Origin of the sequence: Bacillus sp. 196mf (assembly GCF_003217275.1) — a bacterium.
GTDB classification, from domain to species: domain Bacteria; phylum Bacillota; class Bacilli; order Bacillales; family Bacillaceae_G; genus Bacillus_A; species Bacillus_A thuringiensis_S.
On sequence record NZ_QJTG01000005.1, the window covers coordinates 202,501 to 223,089 of the forward strand.

The window sequence follows — 20,589 nt, forward strand, 5'->3', positions numbered from 1 at the left end:
TTCCTTTTTCGTAAAGACTATGTATAGCGGTGCATTTATGAAGGGTAAAGGTGGATTCGAAATGGATTTGAAGTTGAATTATACTGAACTTATAAAGAAGTTAATCGTTGTAATCATCGCAGGTTTATTAAACGCGATTGGGATGAATTTATTTTTAACGCCAGCGAAAGTGTATGCGAGCGGCTTTGCTGGATTGTCTCAATTATTATCACAAATATTAGGTGATTTTTTATCGATTCACATATCTACGGGAGTATTGTTTAGCTTATTTAATATTCCTGTCGTTATTTTAGCGTGGAAAAAGGTTGGAAAGGCCTTCACCTTTTTTAGTTTTCTTTGTGTTATATTTATGACTTTGTTTCTAGAAATCATCCCTGTTAGAGCGGTTTCGAATGATATCATATTAAATGCGATTTTTGGCGGGATTATTTCGGCAATTGGAGTAGGGATTGCTTTAAAGTGGGGTGCTTCTACAGGTGGATTAGATATTATCGCTATGATTTTATCAAAAATAAAAGATAAGCCTGTTGGTACATACTTTTTCTTTTTTAATGCAATTATCATTATCGCTGCTGGCTATGTATATGGATGGGAAAAAGCGTTATATACGTTAGTGACTTTATATGTATCGACGAGAATTATTGATGCAATTCATACTCGTCATGTAAAGATTACAGCATTAATTGTTACGAAGAATGGGGCAGACGTAAGAAAGGCGATTCACTCGCGATTAGTAAGAGGGATTACAACGATACCAGCAACAGGTGCTTATACGAATGAAAATAAAGAAATGTTAATGATGGTTATTACCCGTTACGAGTTATACGAATTAGAGAGGATTATTAGACAAGTGGACCCAGGTGCATTTACAAATATATTGCAAACAGTTGGGGTGTTCGGATTGTTTCGGAAAGATTAAAGAGGACCAAAGTTGGTCCTCTTTTTTAATGTAAATTCGTAATGTTTTGCAATTGCTCTTGCATTTCACGGAGCTGAACTTTTTCAGCAGTTGAAGAGTTTGCGTAAGCGGATTGCAAAGCATTTTTTGCTCTATACACGAGATCTTGTTGCTCAGTACCGCTTGAACAAGATACGGCATTTTCAACAGCATCTCTAGCTTGTTGGAATAGTAAGTTCCCCATTTAAACCCCTCCAAAAGAAGAGTTACTTCTTGCTTTTTCTGCCTCAGCTAATGTACCTCTGTACGGGAATCTTGCATCATGCTTCATAACAGCATCGGCTCCTTGTTGGATAAAACGTTTTGATTTGTTCTTTTTACCCATTCGAAAAACCCCCTTTATTTAGCTGAAAACAATCGACGCGATGTCTCTTGCGTCTACTTATAGTATGGACATTTGGCAGGAAACTATAAGTAGGGAATTTTTAGATTACAACCCAAGAACCTCTTCTAAATATAAAGCGATACCATCTTCTTCGTTCGTTAACGTCGTATGGTTTGCGAGTGATTTTAATTCAGGGATGGCATTCCCCATTGCGATGCCGTGACCAGCAAATTCAATCATTTCAAAATCATTATCTTCGTCACCGAAAGCGATAATTCGCTCTTGTGGAATGTTGTAATGACTAGAAATTTTTTGTAATCCAACCGCTTTATTTAATCCGCTTTTCACAATCTCAATAATCGGCCAAGGTGCGCCCCATTTTCTATGATCGATTACTTCCGCGTGCATATCCGTTAAATGTTGACGAATTGCAGTGGAATGCTCGTCATGTGCATCAATTAATAAGCAAGTTGGATGATCGTTTAAAATATTTAATAAGTCTCCCGTAAAAATCTTAGGAGAGCCGAATTCGAAAATATGTTTTTTATCTTCATCAATTTCACGAACATACACATCGTCCATTACTTCCGCGTATATATTTTTTACGCCGAAATCAAAGCAAGCTCGTACAATTTCTTGCGCTGTTGCTAGCTCAAGAGGAGAGTGATGTGTTCCCCAGCTTGAATCAAGAGGATGATGTACGTAAGCACCGTTAAAGTTTACGATAGGTGTGTTAAGAGCAAGTTCTTTATAGTAATCATAACTAGCACGGAATGGACGTCCTGTTGAAATAACAACAATATGTCCCTGTTCCTTTGCTTTTGCAATTGTATGTTTCGTTCGAGTGGAAATTATTTTGTTGTCTGTTAATAAAGTACCGTCTAAGTCTAATGCGATTAAATGTTGTTTGTTCATAATTTCACCTCTTATAATAATTTTTTTGTATCTATCTGTATTTCCGTTTTTAATATGCAGAAATAAGAGGTTAGACCTGGTGAAATGACCATAGATGAAAATTTCACTATATATCCATCTTACGTCTCAAAGTGCTGCGGTGTCTACTATTTCTCGTTGGAAATTAAGAAAAGTCAACATCTTTTTAGAAAGTTCAAACAATGTTTCTTTCATTATGTACAAATTGTGAAAAGGGTTACATTGCCCGTGTGATGAGACTTATAATGAACATGTAATCTTCTCGTATATGTTTGACTCTCCTTTGAAACTAGCCTAGAGTAGGTTGGTTTCTTTTTTTTCTACAAGTAGGAAAGAAATCCCTGCTTACGCTTGTGTCATTCATATATATGTACAAGAACGAGATGTAGTACTGTTTCCTAAACATGACAGAAAAGCTTTCTTTTAAAATGGATATACTAATGAGGCAAAGACGTCATGGAAGGAGAATGAAAATGGGACAAAATCGCAGGTTTCGTTCTGGACAAAAAGCGCCAAATGATGGGGTTTATGTAGAAATTGGTGAAACGGGAAGTATGGTGAAAAATCCGCAAATGGTACAATTAACTGCCGGTGAAAAGTTTCCAGATAATACGAATCATAACCGTCAGTGGACATATAAAAGAAAACCGTAACAGAAGCCGCAATCTTTATTGCGGCTTTTTTGTCATGACACATTATAATTTCATTTACCGTACTGTTTTGAGCAGCGTAATGAATGTTCCTGTTTTCTTTTTCCAATAATAAGTTTGAAAATACATAGGCAAAATTATTGTATAAAAAAGTCAGTTGGCGTATAATCAAATCAAAGGTCAAAGAAAGTCAAACTTTTGGAGGGCTGTAAAGATGGACTTAAATCAAATGACAACAAAAACACAAGAGGCGATTATGAGTGCCCAATCTTTAGCGGTATCTCATCATCACCAAGAGGTGGATACTGTTCATCTATTACTTGCATTATTAGAAGAGCAAGATGGATTAGCAGTACGTATATTTCAAAAAATGAATGTTGATATAGAAGCATTAAAGCAAGGTGCTGAAAGTTTAATTAAAAAGAAACCTTCTGTAACGGGGAGCGGTGCAGAAGTTGGAAAATTGTATGTAACGAGCGCTCTGCAACAACTGCTTGTAAGAGCAGGGAAAGAAGCAGAAAAACTGCAGGATGATTACATTTCAGTAGAACATGTGTTGCTTGCTTTTTCTGAAGAAAAAGGCGATATAAATCAATTATTTACAAGATTGCATATTACGAAAGATAACTTATTACAGTCTTTAATGACAGTTCGGGGGAATCAAAGAGTGACGAGTCAAAATCCAGAAGCAACTTATGAAGCGTTAGAAAAATATGGTCGTGATTTAGTGGCGGAAGTGAGAGCAGGGAAAATCGATCCTGTAATCGGCCGTGATAGTGAAATACGACGTGTAATCCGTATTCTTTCACGTAAAACGAAAAACAATCCGGTTTTAATTGGGGAGCCAGGTGTTGGTAAAACAGCAATTGTTGAAGGGCTAGCCCAGCGTATTGTGAAAAAGGATGTACCTGAAGGATTGAAAGATAGAACGATTTTTGCGTTAGATATGAGTGCACTCGTAGCTGGTGCGAAATTCCGTGGTGAGTTCGAAGAGCGTCTGCAAGCTGTATTAAATGAAATTAAAAAGAGTGAAGGACGCATTTTATTATTCATTGATGAACTTCATACAATAGTTGGAGCTGGTAAAACAGAAGGAGCCATGGATGCAGGAAATATGTTAAAACCGATGCTTGCGCGTGGTGAACTGCATTGTATCGGGGCGACGACGCTCGATGAATATCGCAAATATATTGAGAAAGATCCAGCGCTAGAAAGACGTTTCCAACAAGTATTAGCAGAAGAACCAACTGTTGAAGATACAATTTCAATTTTACGTGGATTAAAAGAACGCTTTGAAATTTATCACGGTGTAAATATTCATGACCGTGCGATTGTAGCAGCGTCAGTTTTATCAGATCGATATATTTCAGATCGATTCTTACCTGATAAAGCAATTGACCTTGTTGATGAAGCGTGTGCAACAATTCGTACAGAAATCGATTCTATGCCAACAGAATTAGATGAAGTAACGCGCCGCATTATGCAGCTGGAAATTGAAGAAGCGGCTCTTGGAAAAGAAACGGATCGTGGTAGCCAAGAGCGTCTAAAAACATTGCAACGTGAATTATCGGATTTAAAAGAAGTTGCAAGTGGTATGAGAGCAAAGTGGGAGAAAGAAAAAGAAGACATTCACAAAGTTCGTGACTTACGTGAACATTTAGAACGTCTGCGTCGTGAATTAGAAGAAGCAGAAGGTAATTACGATTTAAATAAAGCAGCCGAACTTCGTCACGGGAAAATTCCAGCAATTGAAAAAGAGTTAAAAGAAGCGGAAGAAATGGGCGCGCATAATAAACAAGAAAATCGTTTATTACGTGAGGAAGTAAGTGAAGAAGAAATTGCAGATATTGTTTCACGCTGGACGGGTATTCCTGTTGCGAAACTCGTGGAAGGTGAACGCGAGAAATTATTACGCTTAGAGCAAATCTTATCAGAGCGTGTCATCGGACAAGAGGAAGCAGTAAGCCTAGTATCAGACGCGGTTCTTCGTGCACGCGCTGGTATTAAAGACCCGAATCGTCCAATTGGTTCCTTCATTTTCTTAGGCCCTACGGGTGTTGGTAAAACAGAACTTGCAAAAACGTTAGCGCAGTCTTTATTCGATAGTGAAGAGCAAATGATTCGTATTGACATGTCTGAGTATATGGAGAAACACGCTGTGTCACGCTTAATTGGTGCGCCTCCTGGATATGTAGGATATGAAGAGGGCGGTCAATTAACAGAAGCGGTAAGACGTAAACCATATTCAGTTATTTTGTTAGACGAAATCGAAAAAGCACATCCAGAAGTATTCAACATTTTATTACAAATGTTAGATGATGGACGTATTACAGATTCACAAGGAAGAACAGTGGACTTTAAAAACACAGTTATTATTATGACTTCAAATATTGGATCTGCTCATTTACTAGAGGGATTAGAAGAAGATGGTTCGATTAAAGAGGAATCAAGAGACCTTGTAATGGGGCAATTAAGAGGACATTTCCGCCCTGAATTTTTAAACCGTGTTGATGAAATTATTTTATTCAAACCTCTTACAACGAATGAAATTAAAGGCATTGTTGATAAAATTGTAAAAGAACTACAAGGCCGTCTAGCTGACCGTCACATTACAGTAGAATTAACAGATGCAGCAAAAGAATTTGTTGTAGAAGCTGGTTTCGACCCAATGTACGGAGCTCGTCCATTAAAACGATACGTACAACGTCAAGTGGAAACGAAATTAGCAAGAGAATTAATTGCAGGAATAATTACAGACAATAGTCACGTAGTTGTTGATGTAGAAAATAACGAATTAGTCGTTCATGTGAAATGAAAATAAAAAAGAGTTCGGATAAAATCCGGACTCTTTTTTTAGTGTTGTTCTACTGGCTCGTTTGGAATTGCAGCTGAAATTGCGAGTACTAATACAGCAAGAACAACTGAGAAAATAGACGCTTGGTTAAAGTCGTATGTACCGCCAGTCATAGAGCCAATTACGTAGCTCATCATATGTACAAGTAAGAACGACCAAATTAATGCCCAAATGAAACGCATATTTTACACCTCTATTCGTTCAATCTGTCCTTATTGTAACACAATTGAAAAAAGAATATAGAAAAATATTTGTAGATTTTTCAACGCAAATTTGCATTCCGTTCATACATTATAAAAGAGTGGTTTTATATGTTTAGAAAATAAGGCGGGGGAAAAATGAGTATTACGGAACGTTTTTTTTACTTAGAAAAAGAACCATGTGTCATTTATTTACCGGAGAAGCCAAATGGATTTTCTGTTATGCTCCTCGGTGATTATAACTACTTTATTGAGAATGGTACAAGTTTATGGACACAACATGCGGGTAAATCTTATTTCTTACATGGTCTTATTGAGCAAGGCTACACGGTCTTTTCCTCTAATTTATACGGAAGACATTGGGGGAACGATCAATCTGTTCGTCTGGCAAAACGTTTATATGATGTTGTTTTGAGAAAAGAGACGTTAAATGCGAAGATGCACATTATGGCAGATGGTATGGGAGCGCTTGTGGCACTTGAAATGATGAACAAATATCCTGAATGTATTCGTTCTGTTGTTATGTTAAATCCGTGTTTAGATTTACCAGAATATGTGGGTTTTGAGAAAGAGCATAAGTTTTTTTACAAGAGACTCGTGAAGGAATTAAGTTTGGCGTATGATTCCAAAGAAGAAGAATTAGATTTAAAAATAAATAAGAAATCATTTACGCTTCTTCCATCTTGTGTACCTGTTAAAATTTTCGTATCAACACAAGAAAAAAGAGGAAGAAAACAGCAGTTGCGGAGATATGAGAAAATGAGGCAATTAAATCAATGTGATACTTCTGTCTTATTCCATCTGCAAGATGTGAAATATAAAATGGTTAGGCAAACGACCGATTTCTTTAAAAAATATGAAGAAGAATTGTGAAGCTCCCATATACATAAATGAGGAGCTATTTGTTTCAAAGGGAAAGGGTTGGTGGTATGGAACGCGTGCTGATAATAGGTGCACTTACGTTTGTAGGTTATCACCTTGTGAATAAAATGATCGCAGAAGAAGTAGAAGTGTATGGTCTTGATTTTGATGAATTCGATAGTATGACCAAAATTAATGAAGAGAAGTTATTGTTAATTGGGCGAAATGCGTTATTTACGTATTATTCGATAAGAGATGAAGATGGATGGAGATCGGTAGAGGAAGAGAGATTCGATACTGTCTACTTTTGCTTATATGAGCCAAATCAGCAATGTGGATTTCGGAATGAAAGAGTCATATTACAATATTTAAAGCGAATTATAAGAATGTGTGAAGAACAAAAAGTGAAGTTAAATTTAATTTCTTCTATTGAAGTAAGTAGTACAGGTGAATCCGAAAATAAGCGCCTATTTTTGAAAGTAGAAGAAGGATTGAAAAAAGGGAATTTAAAATATAGTGTATTTCGAGTTCCTACATTATATGGACCGTGGCAACCATCCTTTATGATGTATCATCAGCTCATTTTATCAGAATTAGACGAAAAAGAGTGCCGTTGTACGAGTGAGGAAAAAGGAAGTGATTTGCTTTACATTGAAGATGTATGTGAATACTTATGGGAAAATGGAACGAACGGGGCGCATCTTGGTATATACAATTTACTTAGTGGTAAACAGTCATTATGGGAAAAAGGTATGAATCTTTTACGCGCGGATGATAAAGTAAATAAAAATAATAATGAAATAAGAGATGAGGCTATTGAAGTCATTTCGATAAAAAGAAATACTCCGTTAGAATACGGTTTAAATAAGCAACTGGCACACATGAAAAAATATAAAGAGTTATACGAAGAGTAGCACGCGTGTTACACTATTGTATGTGAAAGTTTTAATGGAGAGGAAGAGTATAATATGAACGAAAAAAGCATGCAGTTTTTACAAATCGCAATGAAGCATTTACCGGAAGCGAAGGCAATTTTAGATGATAACGGAATTGCAATTGATATGGAGAAGGCACAGCCGGTGTTAGAGTTGTTAATGAAAGTTATGAACGAAGCTTATGAGCTTGGGAAAGCAGATAAAGAATAAAAAGCATCTTTTTAAGATGGAAGAGAGGCCCGAACCGTGGATAGAAGCGGTCAGGGCCTTTTTTATTCTCGCCTGGGGGAAAACTAGAGATATGAATAGGATAAAGGAAAAGTAGTGAAGAGAACTCTCTAGTTTAGAAGAAAAGCAGATCAAGAATAAAATCCTTCTTTTTTGATGGAGGGGAGGCTCGAATCGTGAGTAGAAGCGGTTCGGGCCTTTTTATTTGGAATGAAACACGAAAAGGTATGATTCTGTTTCTTTTAATGAAAAATAAAGTGGATAATGTGTTAGCTTTCTGTTTTATGCGAAATATATTCTAGACAAAAATACATTTATGTTTTAAAATTAGTACCAAGTCATAATAATTGATATAAAACGGAGGGCTGCGATGTGAACGTGGGCATTTTAGGGATCGGAAGATATGTGCCAGAAAAAGTAGTCACAAATCACGATTTAGAAAAAATAATGGATACATCCGATGAATGGATTCGTACGAGAACGGGAATTGCAGAAAGACGCATTGCCGATGATACAATAGATACTTCATATATGGCCGTAGAGGCTGCAAAAAAAGCACTTGAAGATGCAGGGATTAGCGGAGAAGATATCGATCTTATTTTAGTAGCGACAGTAACACCAGATCGTGCGTTTCCAGCAGTAGCTTGTGTCATTCAAGAAGCGATTGGAGCGAAACATGCAGCTGCAATGGATGTAGGTGCAGCATGCGCTGGTTTTATGTACGGAATGATTACAGCGCAGCAATTTATTCAAACGGGGACTTATAAAAACGTATTAGTAGTTGGTAGTGATAAGCTATCTAAAATTGTAGACTGGAATGATCGAAATACAGCGGTATTATTTGGAGACGGAGCCGGTGCTATCGTAATGGGAGCAGTTTCAGAAGGAAGAGGCGTTCTATCTTTCGAATTAGGAGCAGACGGAAGCGGCGGCAAGCATCTATATCAAGACGAGTATGTTATGATGAATGGCAGAGAAGTCTTTAAATTTGCCGTTCGTCAACTTGGTGAATCTTGTCTTCGTGTTTTAGATAAAGCTGGTCTTACGAAAGAAGATGTGGATTTCTTAGTACCGCATCAAGCGAATATTCGTATTATGGAATCTGCAAGAGAAAGGTTAAATTTACCACAAGAAAAAATGAGTATGACAATTGAGAAGTTCGGTAATACATCAGCTTCTTCCATTCCGATTGCAATGGTAGAGGAATTGCAAAACGGACGTATTCAAGACGGTGATTTAATTATACTTGTTGGTTTTGGCGGCGGATTAACATGGGGAGCAGTTGCTCTTCGTTGGGGTAAATAAGGACTGAGAGAAAAAAAGGAGTGTATTTTGTATGGAAAAAAAGAGGGTCGTAATTACAGGACTAGGAGCTGTTACACCGGTCGGAACAGATGTTGAAACAGCATGGGAAAACATTAAAAAGGGTGTATCTGGAATCGGGCGACTTACAAGAATTGATCCAGAACTATTTCCAGCAAAAGTAGCAGCGGAAATTAACGACTTTGAAGTCGAGAAATATATTGATAAAAAAGAAGCGCGCCGTATGGATCGCTTTACACAATATGCAGTAGCAGCAGCGAAAATGGCAGTTGCAGATGCAAAGCTTGAAATTACAGAAGAAAACGGACCTCGAATTGGTGTATGGATTGGATCTGGTATTGGTGGTATGGAAACATACGAAGAACAATTTAAGATTTTTACTGAGAAAGGCCCACGCCGCGTGAGCCCATTCTTCGTGCCGATGATGATTCCAGATATGGCAGCAGGTCAAGTATCAATCGCAACAGGAGCAAAAGGAATTAACACTTGTTCTGTAACGGCCTGTGCATCTGGTGCAAACTCAATTGGTGATGCATTTAAAGCAATTCAGCGTGGTGATGCTGATGCAATGATTACAGGTGGAGCAGAAGCGCCGCTAACAAGTATGGCATTCGCAGGATTTAGCTCAGCGAAAGCATTAACATTTAATGAAGACCCAGCAACGGCTTGCCGTCCGTTTGATAAAAACCGTAGCGGTTTCGTAATGGGTGAAGGTTCAGGTATTTTAATTCTTGAAGAATTAGAGCACGCATTAGCTCGTGGTGCTCACATTTACGCGGAAATCGCTGGTTACGGTGCAACTGGTGATGCATTCCATATTACAATGCCTGCTCCTGGTGGTGAAGGCGGAGTGCGTGCAATGCGTCAAGCTTTAGCTGATGCAGGCCTACAGCCAGAAGATATTGATTACATTAATGCGCATGGTACAAGTACGGATGCGAATGAAAAATATGAAACGATGGCAATTAAAGAAACTTTCGGTGAGCATGCGTATAAAGTAGCAATTAGCTCAACGAAATCAATGACAGGTCACTTATTAGGAGCAGCTGGTGCTGTTGAAGCGATTTTCTCTATTAAATCAATTACAGACGGAGTAATTCCTCCAACAATTAACTATGAGACACCAGATCCAGAATGTGACTTAGATTACGTACCGAATCAAGCGAGACACCAAGAAGTAAATGCAGTATTAAGTAACTCATTAGGATTCGGTGGTCATAACGCAGTGTTAGTATTTAAATCGTATAAATAATAGATAAAATAAGGAGTTTTTCCGCAAGATATTGCGAAAAAACTCCTTATTTATTTTTACGTCTTTTTCTCCTGTAGCATATACATAAGAAAAAGGAGGGATAAAGATGGGGATTGTTGAAACAGCTGAATGGCTACATTTATATTATGGACGGCCAGAGAAACTTTGTGAGAAATTTACGAAGTATATTCCGTTGCCAAAAGAAAGGTTGTATCGCTTTTTAATTTCAAAAGGGATGTATCGCCCGATCATGCGCGGGGAAAAGGAAATTAAAGAATTAGAGGAAAAGGAAATTTGGAAAGAGTTGAGCCTGGAGTATGATAAATTGAAAAATTGGTTGAAAGGTCCGGATGTCCCTGTCTTTATTTTATTATCAGATTCTTATAATCGAACTGTGCAAGAAGAGTATAACGGTAGGGCTGGATTATCTATGCGTCATGTTATTTTCTTATTCGTATGTGGACGGAATTCGGTAGAAGAATTAAAAGTGTTATTGGCGCATGAATACCATCACATATGCAGGTTACATCAAATTGAGACGAAAGAAACAGAATATACATTACTTGATACAATGATTATGGAAGGGCTAGCTGAGCAAGCAGTAACAGAAAGGTATACAGAAAAAAATAATGCACCGTGGACGGAGTATCTTTCAAAAGAAGAGGCTATTTATTATTGGAAAAATGTTGTACATGAAAGAATAAGTATAAAACGAGGAACAAGGGAACATGACATCTTATTAAATGGCTTTCACTTTTATCCGAAGATGCTTGGCTATGCGCTTGGATTTCATATTGTCAAAGATTGTGTAACTTTGGAAGGAGGAGATACACTTTCTTTATTATCTATAGATGCAAAAGAAATATTGAATAAAGCAAATACATTTCATATATAAAAAAACAGGGGCTCTATTTCCTGTTTTTTTTAGTATTAATAGAAGAAAAAATAATAATTAGAATATATTTCCTCAAGTGGAATAAAGTTAAGCAAAAATGAACATAATGATTGGTACAAACAGTAGTGAAGTGAGGGGTAGTGAATGTTATATCTACATGATGTATGGGTAAATTGGTTTGAAGGTGAAGAGAATGGGTATAACGTTTGTCATTTTTACGAATGGCGGAAAGATGATACGATTGAGCTATTAGATCAAGTGCCATTATTAAAAGTAGATGCCACATTATATCATTACATCGAGAACGAATTGTTAGAGCTTCCGCAAAAAATGCTGGAAGACGTACATCATAAGGCTTATATTCGTAAAAATCATGAACGTTTGCAGCAAGAGTATTGCTTTGTTGTTACAGATGGAAAAGGAATTATTGCGATTGACACAATTGGTTACAATGTACCAATTCGCAAAAGCAGACTTATACCACGCCAAGAGCAGATGGTATATGAGATGGTAGAAAACGTACAAGCAGAAAAGTATGAGTTCCAAGTAGAAGAAACAGAAAAAGAACACCACATTTTATCACCATCGCCTTTCATTATGAATGGCTTGACTCGTAAAGAAAGACAGCTAAAACAATTATTATTTATGGCGTTAGATCAATTACATACAACGAAAAATACAGCAGAGATTCGCTATTGGTACACAGAGTGGGATCCATCAGCATATGGAACGGTTCAACATATGGAGTTCGAGGATATTTGGGCTAGACTGTATGATGAAGCGAAAGCTGGCTGGTCTGAGAAACATGAACAATTATGCGAGCGTCTCGTAAAAGGACAGCCATTTTTTGAAAAGTTATGGGAAATGGAAAATGAGCAAAAGGTAAATTAAAAAACCGCCAATTGGCGGTTTTTTAATTTTGTAGTAACCTAGCTCCGGTAGCAAGCCCTCCGCTTTATATGAAATCCAGCTCCGGCTCCTAGCCCTTCGCTTTATATGTTACCTACGTTTTCTACTTAACCCCATTGCATTTTCTACTTTGCGTAGTTGTTTGAATGCAACACGGTTTGCTTTTTCGGCACCTTTGTCTAGAATTTCGTCTAGTTCTGGTGAGCTGATTAGTTCGTTGTATTTGTCTTGGATTGGACGAATTGCATCTACGACTACTTGCGCTAGGTCGCCTTTGAAGTCACCGTATCCTTTTCCTTCGTACATTGCTTCAATTTCTTCAACTGTTTTTCCAGAGAATGAAGAGTAGATTGTTAATAAGTTAGAGATACCAGGTTTGTTTTCTTTATCAAATTTCACAATACCTTCAGAGTCAGTAACAGCACTCTTAATTTTCTTTTCAATTGTTTTTGGCTCATCAAGCATACTGATCATTGATTTTGGATTCGGATCAGATTTGCTCATTTTTTTCGTAGGTTCTGTTAAGGACATAACGCGAGCTCCTACTTTTGGAATACGAATTTCAGGCATTGTGAAGATTTCACGGTAACGTTTGTTGAAACGCTCTGCTAGGTCACGTGTTAATTCGATATGTTGCTTTTGATCATCACCAACCGGCACGATTTCAGTATTGTATAGTAAAATATCAGCAGCCATTAGTGGTGGATACGTAAGTAATCCAGCTGGAACTGAATCTCTACCAGAAGCTTTATCTTTATATTGCGTCATACGCTCTAATTCTCCAACGTAAGCAACAGATTGCATGATCCAACCTAGTTGAGCGTGTGCTGGTACTTCTGATTGTACAAATAAAGTAGCTTTTTCAGGGTCAATGCCACATGCCACATAAAGTGCAGCAAGACTGCGGATGTTTTTACGAAGTTGTACGGGATCTTGAGGTACTGTAATCGCATGTTGGTTTACAATACAGAAATAACAGTCGTGTTCATTTTGAAGCTCTGTAAACTGCTTCATGGCTCCTAAATAGTTTCCAAGTGTAATCGTTCCACTTGGCTGAATACCAGAAAAGATAACTGACATAAGTAATTCCTCCTAAAATTGAATGCGTGATGGGGGAAGAGAAGGCAAACAAAAAAGCCCATTCATCCCAAAAACTATAGGGACGAATGGACCGCGGTACCACCCTAATTATTTCACCACTGTGAAGTCTCTCTAATCCATAATAACGTTTGGATATAACGCCAAAGCCTACTACTTTCGGTTCGGTTTGGTGCTCAAAAGCCCATTCCATACTGTACAATTACTTGTTCACACCGACCACAAGCTCTCTGAAATTGCCTCAATATGTACTCTTCTTTATCATCGCATACATATAAATTTATTTATTGTTACTTGAGCTCTTTTAATATGAAAGAACTAAAGTTTTATAACAAAATGTTTTGCTGATTATTATATCATATGGGATAGTGTTTGCAAACTACATCAAAATAGTAAAGCTAATAAGGGTCGAGAACAACCCAAGAACGATACCTGTAATACAAATTGGATATGTCCATTTGAATGAATATGTTTTATAAATATGTTCTTTCTTATCTGTAGGTTCCTCGACTTCTTCAATTAAAGAGTCAATCTTTTTGTTCGTACCAAATACTCTTTGGAATGCGTAAATGGTTACATTGAAAAAACCATTTTGAAATATGTATAAAAAACCGCCGATAAGAATAAAAAACAGTGCAATATAAAACAAGATGTTGACAAAATTCAACAAAAATTGCGATGAAATGAGGAATGCGCCAATACTAGAAGCGATTATCGCTATGAAAATTAGTATACAAGTATGAAAAAAAACTTTATTCAAAATGTTCCCCTCCGTCAAAATATTACTAGAATTATTATACTATAAAAGCTATAATATGTACTAGAATTAATTTTTTGAAAATTATACGCAATTAAAGGTCTGATTTCAAGATGATGGTATCAATGTTAACGTATCCCTTTACAAAAAAAATAAAAATATAAACATTTTATTAAAAATTTTAACAAAAAAACAAAAAACTATATTCACAATTGTTATATTATATGTATAATGAAAATTGTAGAAACTTGGAGATTATTCTTTCAATTCTACTTTTTAACAAGTGAGGGTACAGGAAGTGCAATTAGGGGAGGCAACACAACATGAAGAAAAAGATACCGTTATTACTTGCATCGACTTTAACTGCAAGTATGTTGCTGGGTGCGTGTAGCTACCAAAAAGATGACGCAAAAGCAAAAGGGAAAGAAAAAACTACGAGTAGTAGTAACGGAAAGCAGGTTCTTAATTTAACAGAGTTATCTGAAATTCCGTCAATGGATGCATCGCTAGCATCTGACTCTGCATCTTCTACAGCATTAAATAATACGATGGAAGGTTTATATCGTATCGGCAAAGATCAAAAGAGAGTGCCTGGAATTGCAGAAGATGTTCAAAAGCTAGATGACGGAAAGAAATACATATTTAAATTAAGAAAAGATGCAAAATGGTCGAATGGGGAGCCTGTAACAGCAAAAGACTTTGTGTATTCATGGAAAAGAGCAGTAAATCCAGATACAAAAGCGACGTATTCGTACATTATGTTTGATATTAAAAATGCAGAGAAAATTCATAAAAAAGAATTACCTGCTGACCAATTAGGTTTAAAAGCGATTGATGATTATACATTAGAAGTGGAATTAGACAATCCCGTTCCTTACTTTGTTGATTTAACAGTTTATCCGGTATTTTACCCACTAAATGAAAACTTTGTAAAAGCACAAGGTGATAAGTTTGGGTTAGAGGCAAATACAACATTATATAATGGGCCATTTGTTATGAGTGATTGGAAACATGAGCAAAGCTTCCAGTTTAAGAAGAACCCATCATATTGGGATAATAAAACGGTTAAAATCGAAGAGATTAACTTTAATATTGTAAAAAATACGTCAACTGATGTAAATTTATATGAGACAAACTCGATTGATCGTGCGGCTCTAACTTCAGAATTTGTTGATAAGTTTAGACAAAGCTCAGAATTCCACACAAGAAAAGAAGCAGGGGTTGCTTACCTAAGATTTAATCAAAGTAATCAATACTTAAGTAATAAAAACTTAAGAAAAGCAATTTCAATGTCCTTTGATCGTGATAACATTGCGAAAGTTATTTTAAATAATGGTGCGATTGGAGCTTATGGATTTGTTGGAAAAGATTTCGCTGAAGGTCCGAATAAAAAAGATTTCCGATCTGAAAATGGAAAGCTAGTTGAAACGAATCCAAAAGAAGCGAAAAAGCTTTGGGAAACAGCGAAGAAAGAGCTTGGCACTGATAAAATCGAACTAGAATTCTTAAACTTTGATAATGAAGATGCAAAAAAGGTTGGTGAATTCTTAAAAGGTGAGATGGAAAAAAACTTACCTGGTTTATCAATTAAAATTAAACAGCAGCCATTTGCACAAAAAAATAAATTAGAAGATTCTCAGCAATATGATATTGCGTTTGGTATTTGGGGCCCAGATTTCCCAGATCCAATCTCATATTTAGATATGTTTGTTACAAATGGTTCTCAAAATAAAACAGGGTATTCTAATCAGAAATATGATGAGTTAATTCTAAAAGCTAAAACAGATACAAAAGATTTACAAGCACGCTGGAACAACCTTTTAGAAGTAGAGAAGATGTTAATTAAAGAGGATGCAGTTATCACTCCAATCTTCCAAAAAGGTTCAGCATATATAGTAAAAGATGCTGTAAAAGATATTATACCAATCAACTATGGTGGTAGATTAACTTACAAATGGGCATCTGTTGAACAAAAATAATCTTTTTTTCCATCGTTTACAGGGGTATATGCCTATGATGGGCATATGCTCTTATTTTAAAAAAATAAAAGTAAGAATATTTCAAACTATCTTATTGCTTTTGAGAAAAACGGGGAGGTGCTTGACTATGGGACGTTATGTATTAAAACGTTTCGTGTACATGGCTTTGACATTATTTTTAATTACTACGCTGACTTTCTTTTTGATGAAATTACTTCCGGGTTCTCCGCTTAAAAACCAGGAGAAGCTATCACCGGCACAAAAAGAAATCATTCTTGAAAAATATGGTTTAAATGATCCAGTACCAGTTCAATATGCGCGTTACTTAGGTAACTTAGCAAAAGGTGATTTAGGGGTATCATTCCAATATGATAACCGTCCAGTAACAGATATGATTGTGGATCGCATTGGACCATCAGCACAACTTGGTTTACAAGCGATTATATTAGGAACATTTATTGGTTTAATTTTAGGAATCGTTGCGGCACTTCGTAACAATACGTGGGTCGATTATGGAGCGACAATTATTTCCGTACTCGGGATGTCGGTACCATCATTCGTATTCGCCGCTTTACTACAATATTTCGTAGGGGTAAAACTTGGTTGGTTCCCAGTAGCGTTCTGGAAAGGACCAGAGTTTACAGTAATGCCTACAATTGCTTTATCGATGGCAGTTATCGCAACAATCGCACGTTTCTCTCGTGCAGAATTAATTGAAGTTATGCAAGCCGATTACATTTTAACAGCAAAAGCAAAAGGAATTAGCCAAGGCGTTATCATTGTCAAACACGCACTTCGTAACGCATTAATTCCAGTAGTAACAATTTTAGGACCAATGGTTGCGGCATTAATTACAGGAACACTTGTTATCGAGCAAATTTATGCTGTACCAGGGCTTGGGGAACAATTCGTTAAATCTATTACAGTGAATGACTATACAGTTATTATGGGAACTACGATTTTCTATAGTGCTATCTTCATTTTAGTTATTTTCATTGTCGATATTTTATACGGAATTATTGATCCTCGTATTCGTTTAGCGGGAGGGAAAAAATGATGAAAGATGTACAAAAATTATCTCCAGATTTATTTCAACAAGCCAATCAAAATAATGTTGATAATGAAGTCATTGCCCGTCCAAGCTTAACGTTTTGGCAAGATGTAAGAAGACGTTTATTCCAACATAAAGGTGCGATGATTGGTTTCGTATTATTAAGCCTTATTATATTACTAGCGATTTTTGGACCGATGGTAAGTAAACACTCGTATAAAGAGCAAGATTTAGGTCGTGCGAAAATGCCACCCAAAATTCCAGTTATTGAAAATGTTCATTGGTTACCATTTGACGGTACAGATCAATATGGTGTTGACCAATATGAAAAACGTGATATTAAAGAGTACTTCTGGTTTGGTACAGATGATCTTGGTCGTGATTTATGGACAAGAACATGGGAAGGTACACGCGTATCATTATATATCGCTCTTTTAGCAGCAGCAATTGACTTAGTAATTGGGGTTGCATACGGAGGTATTTCGGCGTTTTATGGCGGCAGAGTAGATAATATTATGCAACGTATTATGGAGATTATTAACGGTATTCCATACTTAATCATCGTTATCTTAATGGTAATCATTATGGGATCTGGTATATGGTCAATTACACTCGCAATGGCAATTACAGGTTGGATAGGGATGTCGCGTATCGTTCGTGGGCAAATCCTGAAATTAAAAAACCAAGAATATGTATTAGCATCTCGTACATTAGGTGCAACAAATACACAATTAATTGTGAAACATTTAATTCCAAACGTAATGGGACCTATTATCGTAATGACAATGTTTACAATTCCATCAGCGGTGTTTGGTGAAGCGTTCTTAAGTTTCATCGGTTTAGGAATTCAGCCACCATTTGCGTCACTAGGTTCTCTTGTAAATGATGGTTATAAATCTATTCAAACGTATCCGCATATGATGTTCATCCCTGCGGTTGTCATCAGTATATTAATTTTAGCGTTTAACTTAATGGCAGACGGATTACGCGACGCGTTAGATCCAAAAATGCGTAAGTAAAAGAGGGGAGAGGCAAAGATGAAAACATTGTTAGAGGTAAAAGATTTACAAGTCTCCTTTGATACACATGCAGGTGAAGTGCAAGCTGTACGCGGCGTTACTTTTGATTTGAAAAAAGGAGAGACATTGGCGATTGTAGGAGAATCTGGTTCAGGGAAATCAGTTACTTCTAAAGCGTTAATGGGATTAATTCCGAATCCTCCTGGACGCATTAAAAATGGTGAGATCGTATTTGAAGGTCGTGACTTAACGAAATTAACAGAAAAAGAAATGCAGCAAGTACGTGGTAAAGATATCGCGATGATTTTCCAAGATCCAATGACATCATTAAACCCAACGATGACAATTGGAAATCAAATTATGGAAGGCCTTATTAAACACCAAGGGATGAGTAAAGCAGACGCACGTAAAGTTGCTTTAGAATTAATCGACCTTGTAGGTATTCCAAATCCAGAAGCTCGTTTAAAACAATATCCTCACCAGTTCTCAGGTGGTATGAGACAGCGTGTAGTTATTGCGATGGCGTTAGCTTGTAACCCGAAATTATTAATTGCCGATGAGCCGACAACAGCGCTAGACGTTACGATTCAGGCACAAATTTTAGAACTTATGAAAGACATTCAGCAAAAAACAGAAGCGGCAATTATTTTCATTACGCATGACTTAGGTGTAGTAGCAAACGTTGCTGACCGAGTGGCAGTTATGTACGCTGGTAAAGTTGTTGAAATTGGAACTGTAGATGAAATTTTCTATAATCCGAAACATCCATATACTTGGGGCTTAATCGCATCTATGCCAAGTTTAGATGGCTCAGAGGAAGAGTTATACGCAATTCCTGGAACGCCTCCGGATTTATTGAAGCCGCCGAAGGGTGATGCTTTTGCACCACGTAACCCACAGGCATTAAAAATTGATTTTGAAATGGACCCACCTTTATTTAAAGTAAGTGATACACACTATGCGGCAACTTGGTTACTTCACGAGCAAGCTCCAGAAGTAAAACCACCGGCAGTCGTTGAAAAACGCATTCTTCAAATGAAAGCAGGTGAACAACATGACTAAACAACGTGAGAAATTAATTGAAGTAAAAAATGTAAAGCAGCACTTCGACGTGAGTGGTGGTGTTGTCAAAGCGGTTAATGATATTTCATTTGATATTTACCGCGGAGAAACATTTGGTCTTGTAGGAGAATCAGGTTGTGGTAAATCAACAACTGGAAGAACGATTATTCGTTTATATGATGCAACTGCTGGTGAAGTATTGTTCGATGGTGAAAACGTACATGGTAAGAAATCACGCGCAGAATTGAAGAAATTCAACCGTAAAATGCAAATGATTTTCCAAGATCCATACGCATCATTAAATCCTCGTATGACAGTAGGGGATATTATCGCAGAAGGTATTGATATTCACGGATTAGTGAAAAGTAAAAAAGAGCGCATGGACCGTGTTCATGAACTATTAAACACAGTTGGTTTAAATAAAGAGCACGCAAACCGTTTCCCGCACGAATTCTCAGGTGGACAACGTCAGCGTATCGGTATCGCTCGAGCGCTTGCTGTAGAACCAGAATTTATCATTGCGGATGAGCCGATCTCAGCACTTGACGTATCGATTCAGGCGCAAGTTGTAAACTTACTGAAAAAGCTACAAAAAGAAAAAGGTCTAACATACTTATTTATTGCCCATGATTTATCAATGGTAAAATACATTAGTGACCGCATCGGTGTAATGTACCGTGGTCAAATCGTTGAGCTAACAACAAGTGAAGAGTTATATGCGAATCCAGTTCATCCATATACGAAATCACTATTATCAGCAATTCCGCTACCAGATCCAGATTATGAGCGCAATCGTAAACGTATCGTATACGATCCATCGCAGCATGATTACGGTAGCGAAGTGCCAACAATGCGTGAAATTCGCCCAGGGCATTTCGTACTATGTTCTGAAGCAGAGTATAAGAAATATAAAGAGATTTATCAATAATAAAAAAAGCCATTCTTTAAGGATGAAGTGCACCCCAATTGTTAGACACAGTCTAACAATTGGAGGTGCATTTTTTATGGCTAAATTTTCTTCAAAAGAAAAAACCCAAGCGGTGAAACGATATTTAGATGGTACAGAAAGTGGAAAAATAATTGCTAAATCTATAGGAGTTAACCCTAGCGTACTTCGTGAGTGGATTAGACGATATGAGTCTTCAGGTGAAAAGGCCTTTGAAAAGTGCTATACATTCTACCCAGCCCAGTATAAACTAGATGTACTTTATTATATGAATGAACACGGGACATCTATCAGAGAAACAGCAGCACTTTTCAATATACCGTCTTATGAAACACTTCGGAAATGGAAAATAGC

Annotated in this window: 22 protein-coding genes and 1 other annotated feature; of the genes, 16 read left to right on the forward strand and 6 right to left on the reverse strand. The window is 36.9% G+C overall.

The features are described 5' to 3' along the window. Positions 1–61 precede the first annotated feature (61 nt). Entirely contained in the window at positions 62–919 is an 858-nt protein-coding gene (locus tag ATL10_RS10885) for a YitT family protein (protein ID WP_000364432.1), read from the forward strand. Between the two features lie 25 nt (positions 920–944). Here ATL10_RS10885 and ATL10_RS10890 read toward each other — a convergent pair whose 3' ends face one another. The 3 genes from ATL10_RS10890 to ATL10_RS10900 all read right to left on the reverse strand — a co-directional run bounded on the left by ATL10_RS10890 (position 945) and on the right by ATL10_RS10900 (position 2,198). Beyond that, on the reverse strand, positions 945–1,142 hold the full coding sequence (locus ATL10_RS10890) for a DUF3813 domain-containing protein (protein WP_000527407.1): 198 nt from the start codon (positions 1,140–1,142) through the stop codon (positions 945–947). After that, positions 1,143–1,283, reverse strand: coding sequence for a hypothetical protein (locus tag ATL10_RS10895; RefSeq protein ID WP_000516816.1), 141 nt, complete (start codon positions 1,281–1,283; stop codon positions 1,143–1,145). Positions 1,284–1,388: 105 nt separating this feature from the next. Then, on the reverse strand, positions 1,389–2,198 hold the full coding sequence (locus ATL10_RS10900; RefSeq protein ID WP_001041231.1) for a Cof-type HAD-IIB family hydrolase: 810 nt from the start codon (positions 2,196–2,198) through the stop codon (positions 1,389–1,391). Positions 2,199–2,689: 491 nt separating this feature from the next. Between ATL10_RS10900 and ATL10_RS10910 the strand changes: the two genes are divergently transcribed. Beyond that, complete coding sequence (locus tag ATL10_RS10910) at positions 2,690–2,869, forward strand: YjzC family protein (protein WP_016082481.1); 180 nt, start codon at positions 2,690–2,692, stop codon at positions 2,867–2,869. 211 nt (positions 2,870–3,080) lie between these two features. Next, complete coding sequence (gene clpB / locus ATL10_RS10915; protein WP_110496896.1) at positions 3,081–5,681, forward strand: ATP-dependent chaperone ClpB; 2,601 nt, start codon at positions 3,081–3,083, stop codon at positions 5,679–5,681. A 38-nt stretch (positions 5,682–5,719) separates the two neighbouring features. Here the strand turns inward: clpB and ATL10_RS10920 are convergent, their stop codons facing one another. After that, entirely contained in the window at positions 5,720–5,902 is a 183-nt protein-coding gene (locus tag ATL10_RS10920; protein WP_001211116.1) for a YjzD family protein, read from the reverse strand. 156 nt (positions 5,903–6,058) lie between these two features. On the opposite strand from ATL10_RS10920, the gene ATL10_RS10925 reads away from it, so the two are divergent. The 7 genes from ATL10_RS10925 to ATL10_RS10955 all read left to right on the forward strand — a co-directional run bounded on the left by ATL10_RS10925 (position 6,059) and on the right by ATL10_RS10955 (position 12,305). After that, positions 6,059–6,793 (forward strand): lipase family protein, encoded by a 735-nt coding sequence (locus tag ATL10_RS10925; protein ID WP_000028690.1) that lies wholly within the window; start codon positions 6,059–6,061, stop codon positions 6,791–6,793. Between the two features lie 29 nt (positions 6,794–6,822). Next, positions 6,823–7,695, forward strand: coding sequence for an NAD-dependent epimerase/dehydratase family protein (locus ATL10_RS10930; RefSeq protein ID WP_000487723.1), 873 nt, complete (start codon positions 6,823–6,825; stop codon positions 7,693–7,695). A gap of 54 nt (positions 7,696–7,749) precedes the next feature. After that, a complete protein-coding gene (locus ATL10_RS10935; protein ID WP_110496897.1) occupies positions 7,750–7,926 on the forward strand; it encodes a ComZ family protein in 177 nt (58 codons plus the stop codon). A gap of 390 nt (positions 7,927–8,316) precedes the next feature. After that, positions 8,317–9,249 carry a beta-ketoacyl-ACP synthase III gene (fabH, locus tag ATL10_RS10940; RefSeq protein ID WP_071713724.1) on the forward strand — a complete coding sequence of 311 codons (933 nt, stop codon included), beginning with the start codon at positions 8,317–8,319 and terminating at the stop codon, positions 9,247–9,249. Positions 9,250–9,280: 31 nt separating this feature from the next. Then, a complete protein-coding gene (fabF, locus tag ATL10_RS10945; RefSeq protein ID WP_000412656.1) occupies positions 9,281–10,519 on the forward strand; it encodes a beta-ketoacyl-ACP synthase II in 1,239 nt (412 codons plus the stop codon). A 106-nt stretch (positions 10,520–10,625) separates the two neighbouring features. Further along, on the forward strand, positions 10,626–11,414 hold the full coding sequence (locus ATL10_RS10950; protein WP_110496899.1) for a DUF2268 domain-containing putative Zn-dependent protease: 789 nt from the start codon (positions 10,626–10,628) through the stop codon (positions 11,412–11,414). 144 nt (positions 11,415–11,558) lie between these two features. Further along, positions 11,559–12,305, forward strand: coding sequence for a YjbA family protein (locus tag ATL10_RS10955; RefSeq protein WP_000966129.1), 747 nt, complete (start codon positions 11,559–11,561; stop codon positions 12,303–12,305). 108 nt (positions 12,306–12,413) lie between these two features. Here ATL10_RS10955 and trpS read toward each other — a convergent pair whose 3' ends face one another. Both trpS and ATL10_RS10965 read right to left on the reverse strand, forming a co-directional pair. After that, complete coding sequence (gene trpS, locus ATL10_RS10960) at positions 12,414–13,403, reverse strand: tryptophan--tRNA ligase (RefSeq protein WP_000110989.1); 990 nt, start codon at positions 13,401–13,403, stop codon at positions 12,414–12,416. Between the two features lie 75 nt (positions 13,404–13,478). Continuing rightward, positions 13,479–13,695, reverse strand: a binding site (T-box leader). A gap of 105 nt (positions 13,696–13,800) precedes the next feature. Further along, a complete protein-coding gene (locus ATL10_RS10965) occupies positions 13,801–14,181 on the reverse strand; it encodes a DUF3899 domain-containing protein (protein ID WP_110496901.1) in 381 nt (126 codons plus the stop codon). Positions 14,182–14,501: 320 nt separating this feature from the next. Between ATL10_RS10965 and ATL10_RS10975 the strand changes: the two genes are divergently transcribed. The 6 genes from ATL10_RS10975 to ATL10_RS11000 all read left to right on the forward strand — a co-directional run. After that, on the forward strand, positions 14,502–16,157 hold the full coding sequence (locus tag ATL10_RS10975; protein WP_110496903.1) for a peptide ABC transporter substrate-binding protein: 1,656 nt from the start codon (positions 14,502–14,504) through the stop codon (positions 16,155–16,157). A gap of 127 nt (positions 16,158–16,284) precedes the next feature. After that, the gene (gene opp3b / locus ATL10_RS10980; RefSeq protein WP_000534166.1) at positions 16,285–17,214 is read left to right on the forward strand and encodes an oligopeptide ABC transporter permease; all 930 of its coding nucleotides are present in this window, start codon (positions 16,285–16,287) and stop codon (positions 17,212–17,214) included. Beyond that, a complete protein-coding gene (gene opp3C, locus ATL10_RS10985; RefSeq protein WP_000974103.1) occupies positions 17,211–18,227 on the forward strand; it encodes an oligopeptide ABC transporter permease in 1,017 nt (338 codons plus the stop codon). Before opp3b ends, opp3C begins: the two co-directional genes overlap by 4 nt. An 18-nt stretch (positions 18,228–18,245) precedes the next feature. Then, entirely contained in the window at positions 18,246–19,289 is a 1,044-nt protein-coding gene (locus ATL10_RS10990; protein ID WP_000854346.1) for an ABC transporter ATP-binding protein, read from the forward strand. After that, complete coding sequence (locus tag ATL10_RS10995; RefSeq protein WP_000166351.1) at positions 19,282–20,217, forward strand: ABC transporter ATP-binding protein; 936 nt, start codon at positions 19,282–19,284, stop codon at positions 20,215–20,217. The genes ATL10_RS10990 and ATL10_RS10995 overlap by 8 nt, the downstream gene beginning before the upstream one ends. Positions 20,218–20,293: 76 nt before the next feature. Further along, a partial coding sequence (locus ATL10_RS11000; RefSeq protein WP_142669950.1) for a helix-turn-helix domain-containing protein occupies positions 20,294–20,589 on the forward strand: 296 nt, incomplete at its 3' end.

Coding starts and splice junctions, on each gene's coding strand:
- ATL10_RS10885 (WP_000364432.1), top strand. CDS start 62: ATGGATTTGAAGTTGAATTATACTGAACTTATAAAGAAGTTAATCGTT.
- ATL10_RS10890 (WP_000527407.1), bottom strand. CDS start 1,142: ATGGGGAACTTACTATTCCAACAAGCTAGAGATGCTGTTGAAAATGCC.
- ATL10_RS10895 (WP_000516816.1), bottom strand. CDS start 1,283: ATGGGTAAAAAGAACAAATCAAAACGTTTTATCCAACAAGGAGCCGAT.
- ATL10_RS10900 (WP_001041231.1), bottom strand. CDS start 2,198: ATGAACAAACAACATTTAATCGCATTAGACTTAGACGGTACTTTATTA.
- ATL10_RS10910 (WP_016082481.1), top strand. CDS start 2,690: ATGGGACAAAATCGCAGGTTTCGTTCTGGACAAAAAGCGCCAAATGAT.
- clpB (WP_110496896.1), top strand. CDS start 3,081: ATGGACTTAAATCAAATGACAACAAAAACACAAGAGGCGATTATGAGT.
- ATL10_RS10920 (WP_001211116.1), bottom strand. CDS start 5,902: ATGCGTTTCATTTGGGCATTAATTTGGTCGTTCTTACTTGTACATATG.
- ATL10_RS10925 (WP_000028690.1), top strand. CDS start 6,059: ATGAGTATTACGGAACGTTTTTTTTACTTAGAAAAAGAACCATGTGTC.
- ATL10_RS10935 (WP_110496897.1), top strand. CDS start 7,750: ATGAACGAAAAAAGCATGCAGTTTTTACAAATCGCAATGAAGCATTTA.
- fabF (WP_000412656.1), top strand. CDS start 9,281: ATGGAAAAAAAGAGGGTCGTAATTACAGGACTAGGAGCTGTTACACCG.
- ATL10_RS10950 (WP_110496899.1), top strand. CDS start 10,626: ATGGGGATTGTTGAAACAGCTGAATGGCTACATTTATATTATGGACGG.
- ATL10_RS10955 (WP_000966129.1), top strand. CDS start 11,559: ATGTTATATCTACATGATGTATGGGTAAATTGGTTTGAAGGTGAAGAG.
- trpS (WP_000110989.1), bottom strand. CDS start 13,403: ATGTCAGTTATCTTTTCTGGTATTCAGCCAAGTGGAACGATTACACTT.
- ATL10_RS10975 (WP_110496903.1), top strand. CDS start 14,502: ATGAAGAAAAAGATACCGTTATTACTTGCATCGACTTTAACTGCAAGT.
- opp3b (WP_000534166.1), top strand. CDS start 16,285: ATGGGACGTTATGTATTAAAACGTTTCGTGTACATGGCTTTGACATTA.
- opp3C (WP_000974103.1), top strand. CDS start 17,211: ATGATGAAAGATGTACAAAAATTATCTCCAGATTTATTTCAACAAGCC.
- ATL10_RS10990 (WP_000854346.1), top strand. CDS start 18,246: ATGAAAACATTGTTAGAGGTAAAAGATTTACAAGTCTCCTTTGATACA.
- ATL10_RS10995 (WP_000166351.1), top strand. CDS start 19,282: ATGACTAAACAACGTGAGAAATTAATTGAAGTAAAAAATGTAAAGCAG.